The organism is Exiguobacterium sp. s131 (assembly GCF_018617345.1).
Lineage (GTDB): Bacteria > Bacillota > Bacilli > Exiguobacteriales > Exiguobacteriaceae > Exiguobacterium > Exiguobacterium profundum.
On record NZ_JACSJX010000001.1, the window covers coordinates 1,151,422 to 1,169,887 of the forward strand.

General features: G+C 44.6%; 18 protein-coding genes and 2 pseudogenes. 11 read left to right on the forward strand and 9 right to left on the reverse strand.

Going from position 1 to position 18,466, the window contains the following annotated elements; all coding sequences use genetic code 11:
* The first annotated feature begins 2 nt into the window (after positions 1 to 2).
* From KNO69_RS05980 to KNO69_RS05995, 4 genes are all read left to right on the forward strand, one after another.
* The gene (locus KNO69_RS05980; protein ID WP_214816710.1) at positions 3 to 278 is read left to right on the forward strand and encodes a glutaredoxin family protein; all 276 of its coding nucleotides are present in this window, start codon (positions 3 to 5) and stop codon (positions 276 to 278) included.
* Positions 279 to 420: 142 nt separating this feature from the next.
* Positions 421 to 663, forward strand: a complete 243-nt coding sequence (locus KNO69_RS05985) for a heavy-metal-associated domain-containing protein (protein ID WP_214734613.1) — start codon at positions 421 to 423, stop codon at positions 661 to 663.
* 50 nt (positions 664 to 713) lie between these two features.
* Entirely contained in the window at positions 714 to 1,391 is a 678-nt protein-coding gene (locus tag KNO69_RS05990) for a hypothetical protein (protein ID WP_353047478.1), read from the forward strand.
* A 79-nt stretch (positions 1,392 to 1,470) separates the two neighbouring features.
* Positions 1,471 to 2,892, forward strand: coding sequence for an MATE family efflux transporter (locus KNO69_RS05995; RefSeq protein ID WP_211779491.1), 1,422 nt, complete (start codon positions 1,471 to 1,473; stop codon positions 2,890 to 2,892).
* A 227-nt stretch (positions 2,893 to 3,119) separates the two neighbouring features.
* Here KNO69_RS05995 and KNO69_RS06000 read toward each other — a convergent pair.
* From KNO69_RS06000 to KNO69_RS15305, 3 genes and pseudogenes are all read right to left on the reverse strand, one after another.
* Positions 3,120 to 3,974: pseudogene (locus KNO69_RS06000) on the reverse strand (PRD domain-containing protein).
* Between the two features lie 19 nt (positions 3,975 to 3,993).
* Positions 3,994 to 4,878: a glycoside hydrolase family 1 protein gene (locus tag KNO69_RS06005; protein WP_251124870.1), complete on the reverse strand. Its 885-nt coding sequence runs from the start codon at positions 4,876 to 4,878 to the stop codon at positions 3,994 to 3,996.
* A 19-nt stretch (positions 4,879 to 4,897) separates the two neighbouring features.
* Positions 4,898 to 5,035 (reverse strand): annotated as a pseudogene (locus KNO69_RS15305) (family 1 glycosylhydrolase); the annotation flags it as partial.
* On the opposite strand from KNO69_RS15305, the gene KNO69_RS06010 reads away from it, so the two are divergent.
* The gene (locus KNO69_RS06010; protein WP_084593015.1) at positions 5,009 to 5,620 is read left to right on the forward strand and encodes an IS3 family transposase; all 612 of its coding nucleotides are present in this window, start codon (positions 5,009 to 5,011) and stop codon (positions 5,618 to 5,620) included. The pseudogene KNO69_RS15305 and the gene KNO69_RS06010 sit on opposite strands and share 27 nt — an antisense overlap.
* Positions 5,621 to 5,682: 62 nt before the next feature.
* Here KNO69_RS06010 and KNO69_RS06015 read toward each other — a convergent pair whose 3' ends face one another.
* The 5 genes from KNO69_RS06015 to KNO69_RS06035 form a co-directional block, all read right to left on the reverse strand.
* Positions 5,683 to 6,402: a peptidoglycan DD-metalloendopeptidase family protein gene (locus KNO69_RS06015; RefSeq protein ID WP_029336161.1), complete on the reverse strand. Its 720-nt coding sequence runs from the start codon at positions 6,400 to 6,402 to the stop codon at positions 5,683 to 5,685.
* Between the two features lie 196 nt (positions 6,403 to 6,598).
* A complete protein-coding gene (locus tag KNO69_RS06020; protein WP_214816712.1) occupies positions 6,599 to 7,534 on the reverse strand; it encodes an IS30 family transposase in 936 nt (311 codons plus the stop codon).
* A 158-nt stretch (positions 7,535 to 7,692) separates the two neighbouring features.
* Positions 7,693 to 10,113, reverse strand: a complete 2,421-nt coding sequence (locus tag KNO69_RS06025) for a heavy metal translocating P-type ATPase (protein ID WP_058765833.1) — start codon at positions 10,111 to 10,113, stop codon at positions 7,693 to 7,695.
* Positions 10,106 to 10,471, reverse strand: coding sequence for an ArsR/SmtB family transcription factor (locus KNO69_RS06030; protein WP_214816714.1), 366 nt, complete (start codon positions 10,469 to 10,471; stop codon positions 10,106 to 10,108). Before KNO69_RS06030 ends, KNO69_RS06025 begins: the two co-directional genes overlap by 8 nt.
* 79 nt (positions 10,472 to 10,550) lie before the next feature.
* Positions 10,551 to 11,165 (reverse strand): CadD family cadmium resistance transporter, encoded by a 615-nt coding sequence (locus KNO69_RS06035; protein WP_034781986.1) that lies wholly within the window; start codon positions 11,163 to 11,165, stop codon positions 10,551 to 10,553.
* A 778-nt stretch (positions 11,166 to 11,943) separates the two neighbouring features.
* Here KNO69_RS06035 and merR1 point away from each other — a divergent pair.
* The 6 genes from merR1 to KNO69_RS06065 all read left to right on the forward strand — a co-directional run bounded on the left by merR1 (position 11,944) and on the right by KNO69_RS06065 (position 16,710).
* The gene (gene merR1 / locus KNO69_RS06040; RefSeq protein ID WP_034781979.1) at positions 11,944 to 12,342 is read left to right on the forward strand and encodes a mercury resistance transcriptional regulator MerR1; all 399 of its coding nucleotides are present in this window, start codon (positions 11,944 to 11,946) and stop codon (positions 12,340 to 12,342) included.
* 13 nt (positions 12,343 to 12,355) lie between these two features.
* The gene (locus KNO69_RS06045) at positions 12,356 to 12,628 is read left to right on the forward strand and encodes a hypothetical protein (RefSeq protein WP_214816716.1); all 273 of its coding nucleotides are present in this window, start codon (positions 12,356 to 12,358) and stop codon (positions 12,626 to 12,628) included.
* Entirely contained in the window at positions 12,625 to 12,927 is a 303-nt protein-coding gene (gene merT, locus KNO69_RS06050; RefSeq protein WP_034781975.1) for a mercuric transport protein MerT, read from the forward strand. The genes KNO69_RS06045 and merT overlap by 4 nt, the downstream gene beginning before the upstream one ends.
* A 16-nt stretch (positions 12,928 to 12,943) precedes the next feature.
* Positions 12,944 to 13,324 carry a mercury resistance system substrate-binding protein MerP gene (gene merP / locus KNO69_RS06055; RefSeq protein ID WP_058765831.1) on the forward strand — a complete coding sequence of 127 codons (381 nt, stop codon included), beginning with the start codon at positions 12,944 to 12,946 and terminating at the stop codon, positions 13,322 to 13,324.
* 16 nt (positions 13,325 to 13,340) lie between these two features.
* Positions 13,341 to 14,981 (forward strand): mercury(II) reductase, encoded by a 1,641-nt coding sequence (gene merA, locus KNO69_RS06060; protein ID WP_034781970.1) that lies wholly within the window; start codon positions 13,341 to 13,343, stop codon positions 14,979 to 14,981.
* 379 nt (positions 14,982 to 15,360) lie between these two features.
* A complete protein-coding gene (locus KNO69_RS06065; RefSeq protein WP_214816719.1) occupies positions 15,361 to 16,710 on the forward strand; it encodes a dihydrolipoyl dehydrogenase family protein in 1,350 nt (449 codons plus the stop codon).
* A 554-nt stretch (positions 16,711 to 17,264) separates the two neighbouring features.
* Here the strand turns inward: KNO69_RS06065 and KNO69_RS06070 are convergent.
* Positions 17,265 to 18,455 (reverse strand): MFS transporter, encoded by a 1,191-nt coding sequence (locus tag KNO69_RS06070; RefSeq protein ID WP_214816722.1) that lies wholly within the window; start codon positions 18,453 to 18,455, stop codon positions 17,265 to 17,267.
* Positions 18,456 to 18,466 lie beyond the last annotated feature (11 nt).

An 18,466-nucleotide genomic window follows, 5' to 3' on the forward strand; every position in this document is an offset into this window, starting at 1 on the left:
GGATGGATAGAGATCTACAGCTCGAACTTTACACGCGTCCGACGTGTTCAGATTGTCAGGATGCCAAAAAATATTTAAAAACAACCTCAGTCCCTTATGTGAACAAAGATGTGGGTGCGAACCTTGACCTTGAACAAGAAATGGTAGCGATATCAGGGAATCGAATCGTACCACTGTTTGTCTTCTACAAAAAAGGGATGCTCAGAAAAAGAAGAGTAGTGAAGTACTTTGTTGGCTTCGAGAACAACAAAGAAGAGATTCTAACATTGCTACGATAAGCAACGATAGCTCACTCTCAGAACCTGTTGAAAGCGTGTCGCGCAATGAGGGACACGAACATAAGGTGGCGAGGGTGTAAAAAAATCGATACTTTTACACCCTACCCATGTATGGTAATTAAATAATCAGGAGGAACATATAATGAAAAAATCAACATTTCAGGTAGCGGGTATGTCTTGTGGATCTTGTATCAATAAGATTGAAGGATACGTTGGAAAGTTAGCGGGTATTGAATCAGTGAAGGTCAATCTTTCGGCGGGAGAGGTGGACGTGACGTTCGATGAAAGCCAACTCACACTTTCTGAGATTGAAACCGCAATTCAAGAGACTGGCTACGAGGTAACGGAGGCGACCGTTAAAATCGGCTGTTCTTGCTGCAAGTAATGGAGGTCGAGTGACGGTGCGATCAAGGACTACACAAAGGAGTGTTAAACGTGAAAGACCATGGACATCATCATATGAAGAACTTGACGGGAAATGAAGTGTCTGTAGAAGCTAAATATGAATTCGGGAAAATCAGTATCGAGTTAAAGGATCAACATCAGCAAGCCCCGGAACTCGAAGTCAGCCATGAAAAGGAATTCCATTTGATTCTCGTGAACGAAGACCTAACTGAGTACCGACACCTCCATCCGTTTAAAAAGGGTGAGGGTCGATTCGAGCACCCCGTCCAACTTGAGGCAGGGGCGTATAAACTCTTCGTGGATATTCAGCCTAAGGGACTGGCATATCAAGTGAAGCCGGTTCACTTACAGATTGATCATCATTCCTCTTCCTCTATCGAATCGTCACTTAAAGTGGATGAGCGTCTGACGAAGACGATCGAAGGTCATACCGTCGAGCTGTCGATTGACTCTTTAAAAACGCATGTCCCGACTGTCTTCAGCTATGACACCAAAGAAAGTAACCCGGAGCCATACCTTGGAGCACTTGGTCATGTCGTCATCTTGGATGAAGCCGGAGAACAGTTTATCCATGTGCATCCTTCTTCTCATGATACGACGGAATTTGAGACGGTCTTCCATAAACCTGGCCTATACAAGGTCTGGGCCGAATTCCAGTTCCATGGGACTGTGCACACCTATCCTTTCGTCATTCGTGTCTCAGATTGACCATGAGCGACCCATGGTTCCTCGTTGGGTCGCTTTCCTGTAATCGTTGTAAGCATAATTTTCGAAGGAGAGGACTCAGATGATAGAAAGTGAGCGGCTGGACACTCATGGTGATCGAAAAACCAAGATGAAATTCATCCTTCTACTCGCGTTACCAGCGATTGCCGAGAATTTTTTCCAAACGTTGCTCGGATTTGTCGATACGCTGTTCGTCTCAAGAATCGGCCTAGCAGAAGTGTCAGCGGTAGGAGTGACGAATGCCATCCTCGCCATCTACTTTGCTGTCTTTATGGCAATCGGTGTGGCAGTAAACGTTTATGTCGCCAATAACTTAGGCTCAGAACGAATCGAGCGCGCGAGACATATCGCGCAGCAGGCCATCGTCCTATCTGTCGTGGTCGGGGTGACCTTTGGGGTCGTGACGCTATTTTTCGCTGAGCCTCTCCTGCGGTTGATGGGGGTGGAGAATGACGTTTTAGAAGCTGGTAGCACCTACTTCAAAATTGTCGGGATCCCATCGATCGTGATGGCATTGATGTTTGTGCTCAGTAGTATCTTACGAGGTGCGGGAGATACAAAATCACCGATGAAGGTAAGCATCGTCATCAATGTCGTCAATATTGTGCTCGACTATATGTTGATTTTCGGTTTTTGGATCATCCCCGAACTTGGTCTCGTCGGAGCGGCACTCGCGACCGTCATCGCCCGGCTCGTCGGGACGCTCTTATTGATGAACTATATTCGTAAGACGGAAGTGATCGCCTTCAGGAAAGATTTCTGGAGACCGGATCTCGAACACCAGTTGGAGCTCGTGAACCTTGGAAGCCCGGCGGCTATCGAGCGATTGGTCATGAGAGCCGGACAGATCGTGTATTTCGGATTCATCGTGGTACTCGGGACGAACACCTTCGCCGCGCATCAAATTGCAGGGAATCTAGAGGTGTTCTCTTATATGTTGGCATATGGTTTCGCGACAGCAGCAACCATTCTCGTCGGTCGCAACATCGGAGCGGGAGACCACGAGACCGCCAAAGAATATGCCAGATTGAGCACGTTCATGGCGATGGGCTTCATGTCCTTATTCGGGGTCGTCTTATTCTTCTTCGGAGGATGGGCAGGTTCACTTTTCACCGACGATCCCCAAGTCATCAAAGACATCGATGTCGCGTTAAAAATAGCAGCGGTCTTCCAGCCTTTCCTAGCAGTTGTCCTTGTATTGACCGGTGGATTCCAAGGAGCGAACAATACGAAGTTTCCAATGTATCTGACCACGATCGGTATGTGGGTGATCCGGACTGGGGCAGTATATGTATTGGCGATTCAGATGCAGATGGGCATTGCAGGAGTGTGGATCGCCATCGGTCTAGACATCGTCTTTAAGGCGATCGTCCTTTGGATTCAATTCAGCCGAGGGCGTTGGATTGTAGTGGAATCCGAACCGCAGAAGCCCTGTCATCCCAAAACTAAGCATGAAGACGTGCGATGTATAAATAATTATTAACACTTGACTGAAATTGTAGGAAAGAGCAAAGTTGTTCTTTCCTTTTATCTTTTCTGAAAAAGTTATTAAAGGAGCCCGTCACGCCGATCTAAAGAAATCGAATCAGTGGTGAAAAACACACATATGTCATGCGGCCTATAGCTGCTCGATTATAAAAAATGGATATTTTTTTGTTCAGTATAGAAAAAACCTGGTCTTCGTCAAAAAGAACCAGGTAATTAAGAAAGTTATTGTTTATTCAAATCCATATTAGTTGTCAGTCGATGAATATGAACGGCTAGATAAGCTAGTTCCTCATTAGGAATTGTCACACCGTGCAACTGTTTAAGGTAGTCCCGTACTTTGAATGAACCATTCATGGCCTTTGGGTAGATGTTCGCAATCTGTTCAAATAGTTGATCGGATTCTTCATTCAATATTTTTCCAGCATAAAAGCGTTCAGCGAAATATTTCACATGTGTGATGAATCATGAATAATGAATATCTTCTTCATCGGTTTCAATATTGTAAGCATATCGAATAAGGTTCACAATACTCCCAATCATCTTGGCGTAGCGCATGCCATCACGTGTTTCTTCTCTTTCTCCTTGCGCGTTAATAATATGAAAAGCAATATTGGCTGCCTCTTTAATAGGCAGTTCGATTTTAAATCGTTCATTCATGAGCTTGACCGCATAATTTCCAATCTTGAATTCTTGTGGATAATAGTTTCGAATTTCCCAAAATACACGGTTGCTGATAGTAATACCTTTATAATAACGTTTTACCGCAAAGTGAAGGTGGTCTGTCAGTGTTAAAAAGATACCGGCATTGAGCTTTGTAGCCAGCCTTTCCTCAGCATATGCAACGATTTCTCGAGTGATCTCGACGAATTCAGGAGGAATTTCAGTCACCAGTCCTATGAACTCTTTAATACGGACATCGTCAGCGGGTATGAACATTTGGGAGGCTTCAGGTGGAGCGACAACATTTCCGACTTTCTGCCCGAAACCAATTCCTTTTCCAATTAAAATGTACTCAAGCTTTGATTTGTCCTCGACAATCACGACACTTGAATTTAATACTTTTTTGATACGAATCATTCCATACCTCCGTCTTAATTCAAGTCAGATCATCTCCATTTGAAGCTATGACTTTTTTATACCAGTAGAACGAATCTTTTTTAATCCGTTCTAGGGTCCCGTTCCCTTCGTCGTCCAAGTCTACATAGATGAACCCATACCGCTTCTTCATTTCTCCTGTACTTGCTGCAATTAAATCGATTGGTCCCCATGCCATGTAACCGAGTAAAGGCACCCCGTCGATGGAAACTGCTTTTTTCATCTCTTCAATATGATCCCGTAGATAGGCGATACGATAGTCGTCATGAACTTTCTTATCTGAGGTGAGTTCATCAACGGCCCCGTGACCGTTTTCAACAATCATAAGTGGCAACTGATATCGATCATATAGATAATTTAAAGAATAGCGCAAGCCTTTCGGATTGATACTCCATCCCCATTCGCTTTGCTCCACATGCTGGTTTTTATAGCCTGTCTTCACGCCATTCAAACCAGAGAATTCGAGAGGCGACTCCTTGACGATAACGTGAGTTAAGTAATAGCTATATGAAATAAAATCAACAGGACCACGATACAATGTATCGGCGTCTCCTTCTTCAAACGGCAAAGAGATATTCTCGCGCTCTAATTCTTTTTTAATGTAGTTCGGATATTTGCCACGACAAAGTACTTCACAGTAGTACTGTATTTTATGCATGAATTCCTCAGTTCGTTGGACGTCATCTGGGTCTGGGGAGTTTGGATATGCGAAGTGGCCATTATACATCATCCCCACTTTGTTCTCTGAATCAATCTCATGGGCAAGTGTCACGGCTTTGGCATTCGCCAACATCTGATGGAATGCACCGATAAACTGTGATTCTTTCGTTGAAGAAGGGATTCCTCCCCCCATCCATGGTTTTTTTCGACATGACATTGATTTCATTAAAAGGAATCCAATATCGGACTTTACCTTTATATCGAGTAAACATGGTTTCGCAGTAGTGAAGGAAGAAGTCGACCACATCACGATGAAGCCAGGAGCCATATTTCTGTAATCCTAGCGGAGTCTCGAAATGAAGAGAATCATGAAGAAGCACCATCTCCAGTGTCGGATCAAACCCAAACGAAAATGGAAGTCTCAGGGTGAGAGTATCGTCATCGCCCCTGACCTTCTCAAGCGAGACTTCACTGCCAGTAGACCGAATAAGAAGTGGGTGACGGACATCACCTACATCCAATACGGGGGCACGACGAAGTACCTCTCCACGATCATCGACCTATTCAACAATGAGATTGTTGCCTATAAGCTATACGATCATCAACAGACGCCCCTCGTCATCGATACGTTAAGGATGGCGTTGGAGAGTCGGAACAATCCCGAAGGGGTTATCATCCATTCAGATCAAGGAAGTGTCTATACATCATATGCCTTTCAAGATTTCGTAAAGAGGAAGTATCTGACGAGCAGCATGTCTCGAAGAGGCAACTGTTGGGATAATGCGGTGATCGAATCGTTTCATTCGAACTTGAAGTCTGAGGTGTTACAGTACGTCAAGTTCAACTCGTTAAGCGACTATGAAGTGCGTGAGCGGGTGAATAATTACTTAACTTACTACAACGAAGAACGTATCCAAGAAAAATTAGGCTACCTCACACCGATAAAATATGGTGTGGCGGTAGCCTAATCAAGGTATTTTTATTAGTGTCTCATATAGCTAGGTCAGTCTAATCTTTTCTTTTTTTTAGGTTACAAATAGTTCATTGGGTTGACACTATTCGCTGCAGAATAACTGCTGTATTTATAACTGTTTTTATGAATCTCAAAGTGCAAATGATTTCCGAACGAGTTTCCTGTATTCCCAACTGTTCCAATCTTCATACCTTTAGAGACTGTCTGACCATTTTTTACCGAAAGGCTGTTCATATGAGCATAAACGGTTACGTATTTTTGATTCTGTAGACTATGTGAAATCATAACGTGTTTACCGTATGCACCGCTGTTTTTAGATGTAATGACTTTTCCACTGGCAGAAGCGTAGACGGGTGTGCCTTTTGCTGCAGCTAGATCAACGCCATTATGGAATGTATAACCGTAAGCACCATTAGAGTTTCCGTATCCTTGGGTCAGCCGACCTTCTGTAGGAGAAGCAAAAAGAGAGTTATTATATGATGTTTTTTTGGCAACGTGGCTCTTATATTTTTTTAGGTAAGAACTATAGATATACCGTGTGTTTCCTTTGTAAAGTACTTTTGTCCAAGCTCCTTTTTTTCCTAAATAAGAAAAGGTCTGCCCAGTGTTAGTGATGCCGACAATTTTGTGATTGAGAGAAGGACCAGTCCGAACACGAAGATCGTCTGTCTTCACTTTTACGTTATATGCACTACTTGCTTCGACTTTTGGACTATGCATCGAAAAAGTTGTTGTGAGTAAGACACTAGAAGCGATAAGTATTACCTTGTTTTTCATTAGTTGTACTCCTTTAAAGATAAAGATACAGTGACAAACGATTTGTTAAAAGGAGTATAGCATCACTATATTACAAAAAAGTATATCAAATTCATTTCAAAAATTGACAAGAGATTTAATCAAAAAATGCATAGTTTTTTCACAAACGGATTTTATGATAAAAATTAAACACATTTCTTTTTTATAAGACGGTTTGTCAAATTAAGCGCAACACTTCCTCGGTGAAGGCCTCGTGTGCGGTTTTCCAGTCCAGGCACTTTCTCGGTCGCCCGTTGATCTTGGCCAGCGCATCCGCGAGTTCACCGTCACCGACCTGCGCGAAGTCCGTTCCTTTCGGGAAGAACTCGCGGAGGAGCCCGTTGGCGTTCTCGTTGCTCCCCCGTTGCCACGATGAGTACGGGTCGGCGAAATACATCGGCACGCCGAGCGACGCCTGGATGCGCTTGTGACCGCTGAACTCCTTGCCCCGGTCCGTCGTCGCCGTCTCGAACGTGCCTTCCGGGAAGGCACCGTGCACCGCATGGATCGCCCCCTCCATCGAGGCCGCGGTGCGGTCCGCGATTGGCAGGGCGAGATAGAACCGGCTCTTCCGCTCGATGAACGTCGCGACGCACGCCTTCGATTTCCCACGTCCGGAGACGACGGTGTCGAGCTCCCAATGCCCGAATGTCCGGCGACCCCTGACCTCTGGAGGTCGTTTCGAGATGGGGAGACCGACGTTGATGCGACCGCGCGTCTCGGTCGGCTTTTGACGTTTCCCCTTCTGGCGGAGCACGGTCACGGGCACGTCGATCCGTCCCGCATAGATCCAGCGGTAGATGGTGGGGAAGGCAATTTTTCCTGCGTAGAGGCGGCCGACGATCTGTTCTGGTGACCAGGTCGCACGCAGCTTCTCGACGATCGTCCGGCGCATCGTGTCGTCGAGCTTCGTCTTGACGCCGCAATGGGTTTTCGCCTTCTCGTAGCGTTTCTGCGCACGTCCTGACTCGTAGCCGGGGTTCCGTCTGATCTCCCGCGAGACGGTCGAGGGCTGTCGCCCGATCCGTCTCGCGATGGACCGGATGGACATCCCGAGCTCCAGATAGGTCTCTATTTTCACGCGCTCCGTTGTGGTAAGATGGGTGTAGCTCATAGCGATTCCTCCGTCTGAATGTTTGTGTCGTAACTTCATTCTAAACGAGGCCATCGCTGTGGGCTTTTTTTTGCGTTCACGTTCAGATGTTGCACTTAATTTTATAATTCATCATAAAAAAAAGGGGTTTCCAGATAATCGGAAACCCCTTTTGCTTTTTATTCTTTCACTCGCATCAGCCGTAAACTGTTTAACGCGACTAGAAGGGTAGCGCCCATATCGGACATAATGGCGATCCATAGCGTCAGCCAACCCGGGATGACCAGCAGCAACGCGATCACTTTGATGCCAATCGCAAATGCAATGTTCGCTTTGATGATGTTCAATGATTTCCGACTCAACTTCACGGTGAACGGCAGTTTGCTCAAATCATCGCCCATCAAGACCACATCAGCGGTCTCCATAGCGGTATCGGTTCCGGCACCGCCCATGGCAATTCCGACAGTAGAGGCAGCGAGTGCCGGGGCATCGTTCACACCGTCTCCAATCATCGCGACATTGCCGTATTCAGCTCGTAAACGTTTGATGAAATTCAATTTATCCTCCGGCATCAGTTCGGCCTGGATTTCGGTGACACCGATCTGCTGGCCGATGGCCTGACCGGTTCCTTTGTTGTCGCCCGTCAGCATGATCGTCTTCTTGATGCCCATTTGGTGCAGCTTCTGAATGACGTCCTTGCTGGATTCACGGACTTCATCTGCCACGGCAATGACTGCCAGGATACTTTGTTCCGTTCCGATGATCATTGCCGTCTTGCCCTGATTTTGAAGAGCTGTGACGTTTTGTTCCAAGTCCTTATCGGCACTTGCGGTGCCCAACTCGTTGAAAAGGATCGGGCTGCCGATGTAGTATGTGATTCCTTCGACAGTCCCTTTAATCCCTTTGCCGGTAATGGATGAGAAGTCCTCGACCAAGACCGAAGAATAAGAAATGTTTTCTGCGTCCGCTTTTTTCATGATGGCCGAAGCAAGAGGATGCTGTGAGCGATATTCGAGAGCTGTGACGATGGAAAGCAGTTCTTTTTCATTGGCGCCCTTGTTCAATACCTCATAGTCTGTGACGACAGGAACCCCTTTGGTTAAGGTACCGGTCTTGTCAAACGCGATCGCTTTGATGGCGCCCATTTCTTCCAGGTACACGCCGCCTTTTACCAAAACGCCTTTTTTCGCTGCATTCCCGATGGCGGAAACAATTGAAATCGGTGTGGAAATGACCAAAGCACACGGACAGCCCACGACTAGCACGGCCAGTCCTTGATAGACCCAAGTTTCCCAGCTGGCGTCAAACAGGAAGGGAGGGACGATGGCAACTAACGCAGCTACGGCCATGATGATCGGTGTATAATATTTGGCGAATTTATCGACAAACGCCTGCGAAGGAGCCCGTTCGCCTTGTGCTTCTTCTACCAAATGGATGATTTTCGCAATGGTCGTGTCTTCGACCAACTTGGTGACTTTGACTTCGAGCAGGCCTTCTTCGTTCAGCGTGCCAGCAAAGACTTCATCATCCACCGTTTTGCCGACGGGAACGGATTCACCCGTAATGGCTGCCTGATTGACCGCCGAATAGCCGTTGACCACCATGCCGTCCATCGCAATCTTTTGTCCGGGTTTGACGATCATGGTATCCCCGACGGCAATATCGTCCACCGAAATCAGCTGTTCTTGTCCATTTCGTCGGACAAGTGCCTCTTTCGGGGCAATGTCCATCAACGAACGGATGGATTGTCGGGCCCGGTCCATGGAATAGCGTTCCAATGCTTCACTGATGGCGAAGAGAATGACCACGATGGAAGCTTCCGCCCATTCGCCGATGATGGCTGCCCCAATGACGGCAACCGTCATCAGGGTTTTCATGTCGAAATCCAGGCGTATCAAATTCTGAAAACCGACTTTAAAGAGCGAGTATCCGCCAATGACGATGGCTGCCACGAACAAGAGGGACGTCATCAGGTTTTCTTCCCCGTTTACGAACTGGGAAATGTACCCGAAGACGATCAACAGGGTGGAGTAGAGCAAGACGCTGTGCTTTTGGTAGAACGGCACTTTCTTCTCTTTTATAGCTGTCGTTTTATCGGTTTCCGTTTTCGGACCAGCTTGCCGACTTATGATTTCAGGAACGACCTTCAAATTTTCAAAAGCACCGGCTTTTTCCAATTCTTCAACTGAGGCCGTTCCGTAAACGGAAATTTTCGAAGCACCGAAATTCACTTTTGCATCTTGGACACCGGGAAGTTGCTTGACGTTGTTCTCAAACTTTCCGGCACAGTTTGCACACGTAAAGCCTTTCACCCGGAAGACATTCTTGTCTTCAATTGCGATTTTCGCTTCCGGAGCTGTCTGACGTTTCGGTTTTTCCGGTGCTACTTTCAAATTCTCGAAAGCGCCAGCTTTTTCCAGTTCCTCGACCGTTGCTTCGCCGTAAACGGAAATTTTCGAAGCGCCGAAATTCACTTTCGCATCCTCAACACCGGAAAGGTTTTTGACGTTCTTCTCGAATTTTCCGGCACAGTTGGCGCACGAAAATCCTTCCACACGGTAGACTGTTTTTTCTTCTTCTATCTTTGCTTTCTCAACCAACTTCAACAACCCCCTTCTGATGAGCGAAGGCCACTTGAACCAGATGTTTCACATGTGCATCATCCAACGAATAATAGACCAATTTGCCTTCTTTGCGGTATTTCGCCAACCCCATATTTTTTAACAGGCGCAGGTGGTAGGAAGCCGTCGCTGTAGAAGAGCCGATGATATTGGCGACGTCGCAAACACAGAGTTTGTCCTCCAGCGATAAGGCATAAGCGATTATGATTCTCGTATCGTCGGACAATGCCTTGAAAATTTTCGCGACTTCCAACGGATTTTGCTCTGCAAGCTGTTGCTGGACTCGCACAACTTTTTCTTCGTCTACACACAAAATTTCGCATGTATCTTTGCTCATTTCATTTTCCTCTTTTCATCAAATAAATAGGTTGCAGTAAGTTTTTCTTCTATAGGAACAGAGCATGTGAAAAATCATTTCAGCTCACCAGTCTCCAAAGGAATCGAAAGGTTCCGTTCTCCATCATGATCAAGATGCCGAGTCCGATGAAGACAATCGGTACAATCCAGCGTTCCCATTTCTCAATCGTTTCAGAGACCGACTTAACGGATGCCAAACGGTAACTAAGGTAACACAAAATCGCGACCATGACGGCAAAGACAATAAGCATCACAACGGTTTCACTCAGATTCAAAGTTGAGAAATAGGGTATGTAGACGCCGATGTTGTCGCCGCCAGCCGCCAATGTAATGACTGTGACGGTTACAAACAAGCGATTGGATTTTCCGGAAGATAATCGGGACAGGATATCCTCTTCGTCGTTTTCTTCTTCCTCTTTAAACCACACTTTGATTCCTAGGTAAATCGGAATGAGTCCGAGCAACCCGACCCAATGTTCCGGAACGAAGGTAAGACCGGATGCAGCCAATAGACTGACACCAACCAATAGGGCTGTCCCCAAATATTGGCCGATGACAATGGATTTTAATTGGCCGGATTTTTTGGTCTGTGAAAACAAAATCAATAATATGATGACGTAATCAATGCTTGTTGCAATATAAGCTGCAATGGCGGAAAAAATAGTGGATATCAACATCACCAACTCCTTTGTAAATCCGAGCTTTAACGAATACTTTACTGTTAGTTAAACATTCAAATGAATGTTTGATTAAAGCAAGTGTATAAATATTTCGCTGGATTGTCAATCAAATGTTCAAACGAATGTTTAAATGTTATGTTTTACACGCTAAAACCTGTAGGAAAGGGAAACAATAAATACAGAATAAGCTTTTAAGGGTTCCACCAGATAAAGGTTTACATATGAGGAATTATCGGTAGTAATTACAATAGCAAAATATAAAGAGGAAGACGGATGCTGATTAGCGTCCGTCTTCCTCGTTTGACTGTAAAAGTGTACTTTTACGAACGCTTTTATTTCCACTACTATTAAACTTCGTTCAGACTATACGAGTGTAAAAAGAAATCTCTGAACTTATGGAAGAAATCGGATATTCACCTTTTTCTACAGGTCTTCGCTAATCGCCTCTTTCATCTATTAAGAAGCTCATTCTTTTGAAATAAATATACTTCCCATAACAATCGGTTATTAGAAGAAAAAAAGAAGATGGCCGAGAGACATTTTCTCTTCCTTTATTTTTTTATACATCGACCATTTAGGTCCACTTTGTTGAAGAATTAAAATTAAAAAGAATCAATATACTTGACCTTGTACCGTGGTACAGGGTTTATTCTGTATAAATCGAGGAAAATCCTGCACATAACGTTGCAACTCAAAAGAGACAGGAATGTAATCAAGCAAGTATAGATCCTGTACTCGACTAGAGGGGAATATGACAAGTGAGGTGAGAGGCATGCAAATGCGTATCGGAGAACTGGCTGACAAATGCGGTGTGAACAAGGAGACCATTCGATATTATGAACGTCTCGGCTTATTTCCAGAGCCTGATCGCACTGAAAAAGGCTACCGGATGTACGGTTTGGAAACGGTTGATCGATTGAATTTCATTAAACGGATGCAGGAACTAGGATTTACTCTACAGGAGATTGATAAATTGCTTGGAGTCGTCGATCGCGATGAAGCAAAGTGTCGGGATATGTATGATTTTACTGTGCTCAAGATAGAAGACATTCAACGGAAAATTGAAGATTTGCAGCGAATTGAACGGATGTTAAGTGATCTTAAAGAAAGGTGTCCCGAAAACAAGGATATCTACGAATGCCCCATTATTGAAACACTGATGAAGAAATAAGAGGTGAAACGGAATGAAAAACACATTGAAAAGTTCAGGCTGGTTTTTTGTCGCATTAATCACATGTCCCTGCCACTTGGTTTTACTCCTTCCCTTGTTTGCAGGAACTGCACTGAGGTCGTACTTCATGGAATTTAAAGATGTTATTTTCATCTTGATGAGTTTGCTATTCATTTTTGCTCTTTTCAAGGGCTGGCGAAAAATTGATCCAGAATCAAAACAGAAAACAAAGAAAGAAAGCGCGCCGATACATGATTGCTGCAGCTTGAAGAGGATAGAATCATGAAGGAAAAAGTGCCGCAGTTAGCTGCTGTATTCTCGGCTTTTGCTATGGCTGCCTGTTGCCTAGGTCCGCTGATTTTTCTTCCCCTTGGACTGACAGGTCTTGCAGGAGCATTAGCCTTCTATTCATTAAAATACCGGTTGTTGTTTAGCGTCTTAACGCTTTTTCTCCTTGCTTACTCCTTTTATAAGGTGTATGGAAGAAAAGGGAAAAGGAAAAGTTCGGTCATTGGTTTATGGATTACGTCGTTTCTTGTTTTCGGCATGTTTCTGTTTTTATTCATAGTCGAGGGCGGAATATAAAAGAGGAGGAATTTATATGAAAAAACAGCTAATTGGGATTATGATGGTGGTATCTCTTTTGTTGGTGATCAGTGCTTGCAGTAACGGGCAAGAAGTTCAACAACCGCCAACGGAAGAATCGGGGAGTAAAGTGGAAATGGGTGTTGCGGCCGCACAGAAAGGTGGAAACGCGGAAGTGGCAACCGAAGGGACAGGTGTATTCATGGTTACGGCTTTTATGGATTGCTGCCCGCCATCTGTCGTGGAAGATGCCATTGCCGAAGTAGAAGGTGCCGGTAAAACGGATATTCAAGTTGACGGAAGCACGGCGGAAGTGACAGTCACTTTTGATGAGACGAAAACCAGTTTGAATACCATTAAGACGGCGGTTGCAGACATAGGGCTACCCGTCGAATAAAAGGAGGAATTTTCACATGAAAAAAGTTCACGTAAACGTTCAGGGAATGACCTGCACAAGTTGTGAAGAACATGTTGCGGCTGCTCTTGCGAATGCAGGAGCAAAAGGAATTGAAGTCGATTACCGCCGCAAACAAGCGACGTTTGAAATCGCTGAAGGGAAACTGGAGAAGGCGAAACAGGCAATCGACGAGTCGGGGTATCAAGCGGGGGAAGCGACGGTGGAAGCCGAAGAAAACGAGTTTGTTTCAAACAATTCGTCCCTTGATTATGACTTGCTGATTATCGGTTCGGGTGGAGCTGCCTTTTCAGCTGCCATCAAAGCCGTTGAAAAAGGGGCAAAAGTGGCGGTCGTCGAACGGGACATTGTTGGCGGCACGTGCGTCAACATTGGCTGCGTTCCTTCCAAAACGATGCTTCGTGCGGGGGAAATCAATCACTTGGCCAGCAACAACCCATTTGTCGGTTTGAAGACAAACGCCGGACCGGTTGATCTAGCTGCGTTGACCGGGCAAAAAGACGAGCTTGTCGACGGGATGAGACAGCAAAAATACATCGGTCTGATTGAGGAATACGGATTTGAGCTAATCCGCGGAGAAGCCGCTTTTAGGGACGAAAAAACAGTCGAAGTGAATGGGCAGGCCTATACCGCAGCGAAATTTTTGATTTCGACAGGGGCAGCCCCGTCCATTCCGGATATTCCGGGACTTAGCGAAGTAGACTATTTAACAAGTACCACCGCTTTGGAGGTAACAGAAGTGCCGAAAAAATTGGCCGTTATCGGTTCAGGTTACATTGCGATGGAACTGGGCCAGCTGTTTCATAACTTAGGGTCCGATGTGACGATGATGCAGCGGAGTGAACGGCTGCTGAAAGAATACGATCCGGAAATCTCGGAAGCCGCCGATGAAGCCTTAACCAAGCATGGCCTAAAATTCGTCAAGGGAGTCACCTACAAGAAGGTCGAACAGAGCGGTGATATGAAAAAAATTCATATTGAAGTGAACGGTCAGGAACAGGTAATTGAAGCGGATCAAGTGCTGGTTGCCACTGGAAGACGGCCGAATACGGATTCCCTCCATTTAGAGAAGGCCGGGGTTGAGATTGGCCCGCGAGGGGAAGTAGCGGTCAATGATTATCTGCAGACCAGCAACGCCGACATCTATGCAGCGGGAGATGTGACCTTAGGCCCGCAGTTTGTCTATGTGGCTGCTTATGAAGGTGGGATTGTAGTTGAGAACGCACTGGGTTCGGCAAATAAGAAAGTAGATTTGCGGTTTGTTCCGGGCGTGACGTTTACTACCCCAGCCATTGCAACAGTCGGGCTGACGGAACAACAAGCCCGGAATAAAGGGTACGAAGTGATAACTTCCGTGCTGCCGCTTGAAAACGTGCCAAGAGCTCTAGTGAACCGTGAAACAAGCGGTGTCTTTAAACTGGTGGTCGATCAGCAAACAAGAAAAATTCTCGGGGCACATGTCGTGGCTGAAAATGCGGGAGAGGTAATTTACGGAGCCACACTGGCCGTACAGTTCGGCTTGACCGCAGAAGATCTGAAAAATACGATGGCCCCATACCTGACAATGGCTGAAGGATTGAAACTGGCCGCCATCACGTTGGACAAGGATGTCAGCAAACTGTCTTGCTGTGCCGGCTAACGAATCGGCCAGGATAATATCGCCAGCAAAGAGATAAGGGATAGGTCTCTTAATGAAAAATGAGACAGAAAGAAATCAGCTGAGAAAATAACTGAAATTCAATCGAAAGAAGATTGGAATAACAGGGGCTTAAGGACAAATCGCATTTGATTTGTCCCTTTTGTTTTGAGAGGCTTATTATTTTAGCCAGTTGGGCAGAAAAAATGACACATGTAAAGCCATCTCCGTTCTGAAAGGTTTTCAGGTGAAAGGAAAACAAACTGAACCATGAACAAGGTACATGGTTTTTGACAGGACGGGCGGTGGAATAGTAGGACTAGCACTATAGAAGGGAAAAAGGAAAAGCGATTTCTTTTTTTACATGGAGAGGATGAGAGAAATGGAAGAAGAATTCGATTTGATTGTCATTGGAACCGGTTCAGGTGGGTCCGCTGCAGCTTCTAAGTGCAATAACGCGGGATGGAAAGTCGCAATAATTGATTCACGGCCTTTCGGCGGCACCTGTGCACTGAGGGGATGCGATCCGAAAAAAGTGCTGGTGGGAGCTGCTGAAATGATTGACGGCATCGACAGAATGAAAGGAAACGGCATCACCTCCGGTTCCAGCATCAATTGGCCGGAATTGATGGCTTTTAAACGCACCTTTACTGAACCCGTGCCGGATAACCGAGTGGAGAACTTTCAAAAAGCAGGGATTCACACTTTTCATGGGCGAGCTTCCTTTTTGAATGAAGAGAAAATTCAAGTAGGCGAAGATGTCTTAACCGGAAAGGATATTCTGATTGCGAATGGAGCCAAACCGGCCCCATTGCCTATTGAAGGGACGGAACATCTCACGTATAGCGACGAATTCCTGGAATTGGATGAGCTTCCAGCGAAAATGGTGTTTATCGGCGGCGGATACATCTCATTTGAGTTTGCCCATATCGCTGCCCGGGCAGGGTCAGAAGTGCATATCATCCACCGGGGAGATCGCCCACTTGAGCAATTTGATTCTGAACTGGTCGGGTTGCTGATGGAGAAATCGAAAGAGATTGGTATTCATCTGCATCTCAATACGGAGGTAAATTCGATTGAAAAGAAGGGTTCCTCTTACATCGTAAACGGGTCGAATAACGGCCAGCCGGTTCACTGGGAAGGCGACCTGGTTCTACATGGCGCAGGACGAATGCCTGACCTAGAAGATATGCAGCTGGAAAAAGGCAATGTGGAACGCGAAAAAAGAGGCGTTTCCGTCAATGAATACCTTCAAAGCAGCAGCAACCCAAGAGTATACGCAGCCGGGGATGCAGCAGCAACAGCGGGCCTTCCGTTAACCCCGATTGCATCGATGGAGTCGCATGTGGTGGCATCGAATCTGCTCAAAGGAAATCACCGGTCGCCTAATTACAAAGTGATGCCGACAGTAGTTTTCACACTGCCAAAACTGGCTTCTGTAGGATTATCCGAAGAACAGGCGAGGGAAAAAGGTCATCAAATCAAAGTGAATAAAATTGATACATCAGACTGGTACACTTACAAGCGCACTAACGAAAAATATGCGATGGTGAAAGTCATTGTTGATGAACAAACCGACAAAATACTGGGTGCCCATTTGATCAGCCAGGAAGCAGATGAATTAATCAATCATTTTGCGACAGCTATACAATTTGATTTGGCGACAAAGGACCTTAAGCAGATGATTTATGCCTATCCAACGGCGGCTTCCGATCTAGGGTATATGCTATAAGATAATGAATTAGGCAAAAGAATAAAATAAAGACAAACTTTAAATGGGTCAGTATGAATTATTAAGGAATCCATTTTACTATAATCTCAAGCAGCGCCTAATTTACGTTATGTTACGTGAAAATTCTTTAATATGAAGAGAGAAGAGGTAGTTCGAAGCATATCTTCTCCCATTTTTGTTTGTATAAGTGTACTTTTCCGAACTATTTTTAAAGTAGCTGAATTATTTTCAACTAATCATGCTAATTTGATAACTTAATATAAAAAAGGAGAGATTGATAATTTTACTCAGTACCAATCTCTCCGTTTATTCTTTTTCTTATAGGTTTACGAGTAACTTCATTCTCTATAAATCTGTCAATGCGGCTTTTTGTTTTAGCTCTTTAAGATATTTATTAATGTCTCCATTATGCAGCGCAGATTTTAAAAAAGTTTTTACTTTAACATTTATCTGTATTTTGTGTATTGAACGTTTTTAATCCTTTGAAAATTTATTAAACCATATCATGCGATTGTTAGTACATTATGGCACTAACCAAAGAATATTTGTCTTTTTTATGGTGTATGGACAGAATTTTTGGCTACTTTCTTTCCATGTAAAAAGTAGTAAAGGACGGATACTGCAAAGACAAAAAATCCTAATATTGCATATAATTTATTAAATCCGATTATTGATATAAGACTTCCGAGAATAGTAGGACCGAATCCATTGCCTAAGTCAAAAAAGATAAAGAAAGTTGCTGTCGCAAGTCCCATTCTATGTGGGGCAACCATATTAACGGCTATTGTTTGACTAACTGATGAAATGTTTCCAAATCCTAAACCAATCAGAGCACCTGCTAATAGTAAAGTAATGTTGCTACTTGCTACACTAAGGAGTAACATTCCAACACCAAATAGAAGGAAAGCCGGGTACATAACAAAGTTTGCACCTTTTTTATCAATAATTCGCCCGGAAAACGGACGAGAAATCAGAACGGCTACAATATAGACAATAAAGAAAAAGCTGGCCGCTTCAATTAAGTTTAGTTGCAAAGCATACAAATTTATATAGGAAAGAACACTAGAGAAAACAAATGTCATCATTAAAATCATAATGGAAATTGGAATTGCCTTAGGTTCAATCACGTTAGAGAGCGTAAAACCGGATTTTTTTTCGATAACATCCGGTTTTTCCAATACAGGAACTTGAACGAAGAATGCGGTGATCAAACTTAAAATGCCTAATAAAAGACACAAAGTAAAAATCATGTCGAAGCTTGTTCGTTGGCTCAAGTAAAGACCAATGAAGGGACCAATTCCGGTACCCAGCGCTGTACTTACGGCAAAATAGCCAATACCTTCCCCTCTCCGCGATGCCGGTATAGTAAGAGCGACGATTGTCCCGATCACAGTAGTTGCTATACCTACGGTAATTCCGTTTAGAAACCGGCTTACTAGGAGAGAAGGTATACCGTTCCCTACAAAGTAGAGTAAGGTTGTTAAAATGAAAAGGGATAATCCAGTTATCAGTATGCGCTTTTGTCCAAATTTATTCGTAATTGGACTTGTGAATAAGCGACCGATCAATGCTCCGATAATAAAAATTCCTGCTGTTAGACCTGCTTGAGTTGTAGACGCATTAAATTCATTTACAGCATAAAGAGCGATTGTTGCATTTAATAGAAAAAATATTAGTGTCAAGAAAAAATTAACAGAAGAAAGAATGAGGAAATCTTTTGTCCATAATTTAGATGTTGTAGGCATTTATACTTCTC

Excerpts from the sequence above, each read along its gene's own strand:
- KNO69_RS05995 (WP_211779491.1), top strand. The coding sequence starts at position 1,471 with ATGATAGAAAGTGAGCGGCTGGACACTCATGGTGATCGAAAAACCAAG.
- KNO69_RS06070 (WP_214816722.1), bottom strand. The coding sequence starts at position 18,455 with ATGCCTACAACATCTAAATTATGGACAAAAGATTTCCTCATTCTTTCT.
- merA (WP_034781970.1), top strand. The coding sequence starts at position 13,341 with ATGAAAAAAGTTCACGTAAACGTTCAGGGAATGACCTGCACAAGTTGT.
- KNO69_RS05985 (WP_214734613.1), top strand. The coding sequence starts at position 421 with ATGAAAAAATCAACATTTCAGGTAGCGGGTATGTCTTGTGGATCTTGT.
- KNO69_RS05980 (WP_214816710.1), top strand. The coding sequence starts at position 3 with ATGGATAGAGATCTACAGCTCGAACTTTACACGCGTCCGACGTGTTCA.
- KNO69_RS06015 (WP_029336161.1), bottom strand. The coding sequence starts at position 6,402 with ATGAAAAACAAGGTAATACTTATCGCTTCTAGTGTCTTACTCACAACA.
- KNO69_RS06010 (WP_084593015.1), top strand. The coding sequence starts at position 5,009 with ATGAAGAGAATCATGAAGAAGCACCATCTCCAGTGTCGGATCAAACCC.
- merP (WP_058765831.1), top strand. The coding sequence starts at position 12,944 with ATGAAAAAACAGCTAATTGGGATTATGATGGTGGTATCTCTTTTGTTG.
- KNO69_RS06020 (WP_214816712.1), bottom strand. The coding sequence starts at position 7,534 with ATGAGCTACACCCATCTTACCACAACGGAGCGCGTGAAAATAGAGACC.
- merR1 (WP_034781979.1), top strand. The coding sequence starts at position 11,944 with ATGCAAATGCGTATCGGAGAACTGGCTGACAAATGCGGTGTGAACAAG.
- merT (WP_034781975.1), top strand. The coding sequence starts at position 12,625 with ATGAAGGAAAAAGTGCCGCAGTTAGCTGCTGTATTCTCGGCTTTTGCT.
- KNO69_RS06030 (WP_214816714.1), bottom strand. The coding sequence starts at position 10,471 with ATGAGCAAAGATACATGCGAAATTTTGTGTGTAGACGAAGAAAAAGTT.
- KNO69_RS06005 (WP_251124870.1), bottom strand. The coding sequence starts at position 4,878 with ATGAAATCAATGTCATGTCGAAAAAAACCATGGATGGGGGGAGGAATC.
- KNO69_RS06045 (WP_214816716.1), top strand. The coding sequence starts at position 12,356 with ATGAAAAACACATTGAAAAGTTCAGGCTGGTTTTTTGTCGCATTAATC.
- KNO69_RS06065 (WP_214816719.1), top strand. The coding sequence starts at position 15,361 with ATGGAAGAAGAATTCGATTTGATTGTCATTGGAACCGGTTCAGGTGGG.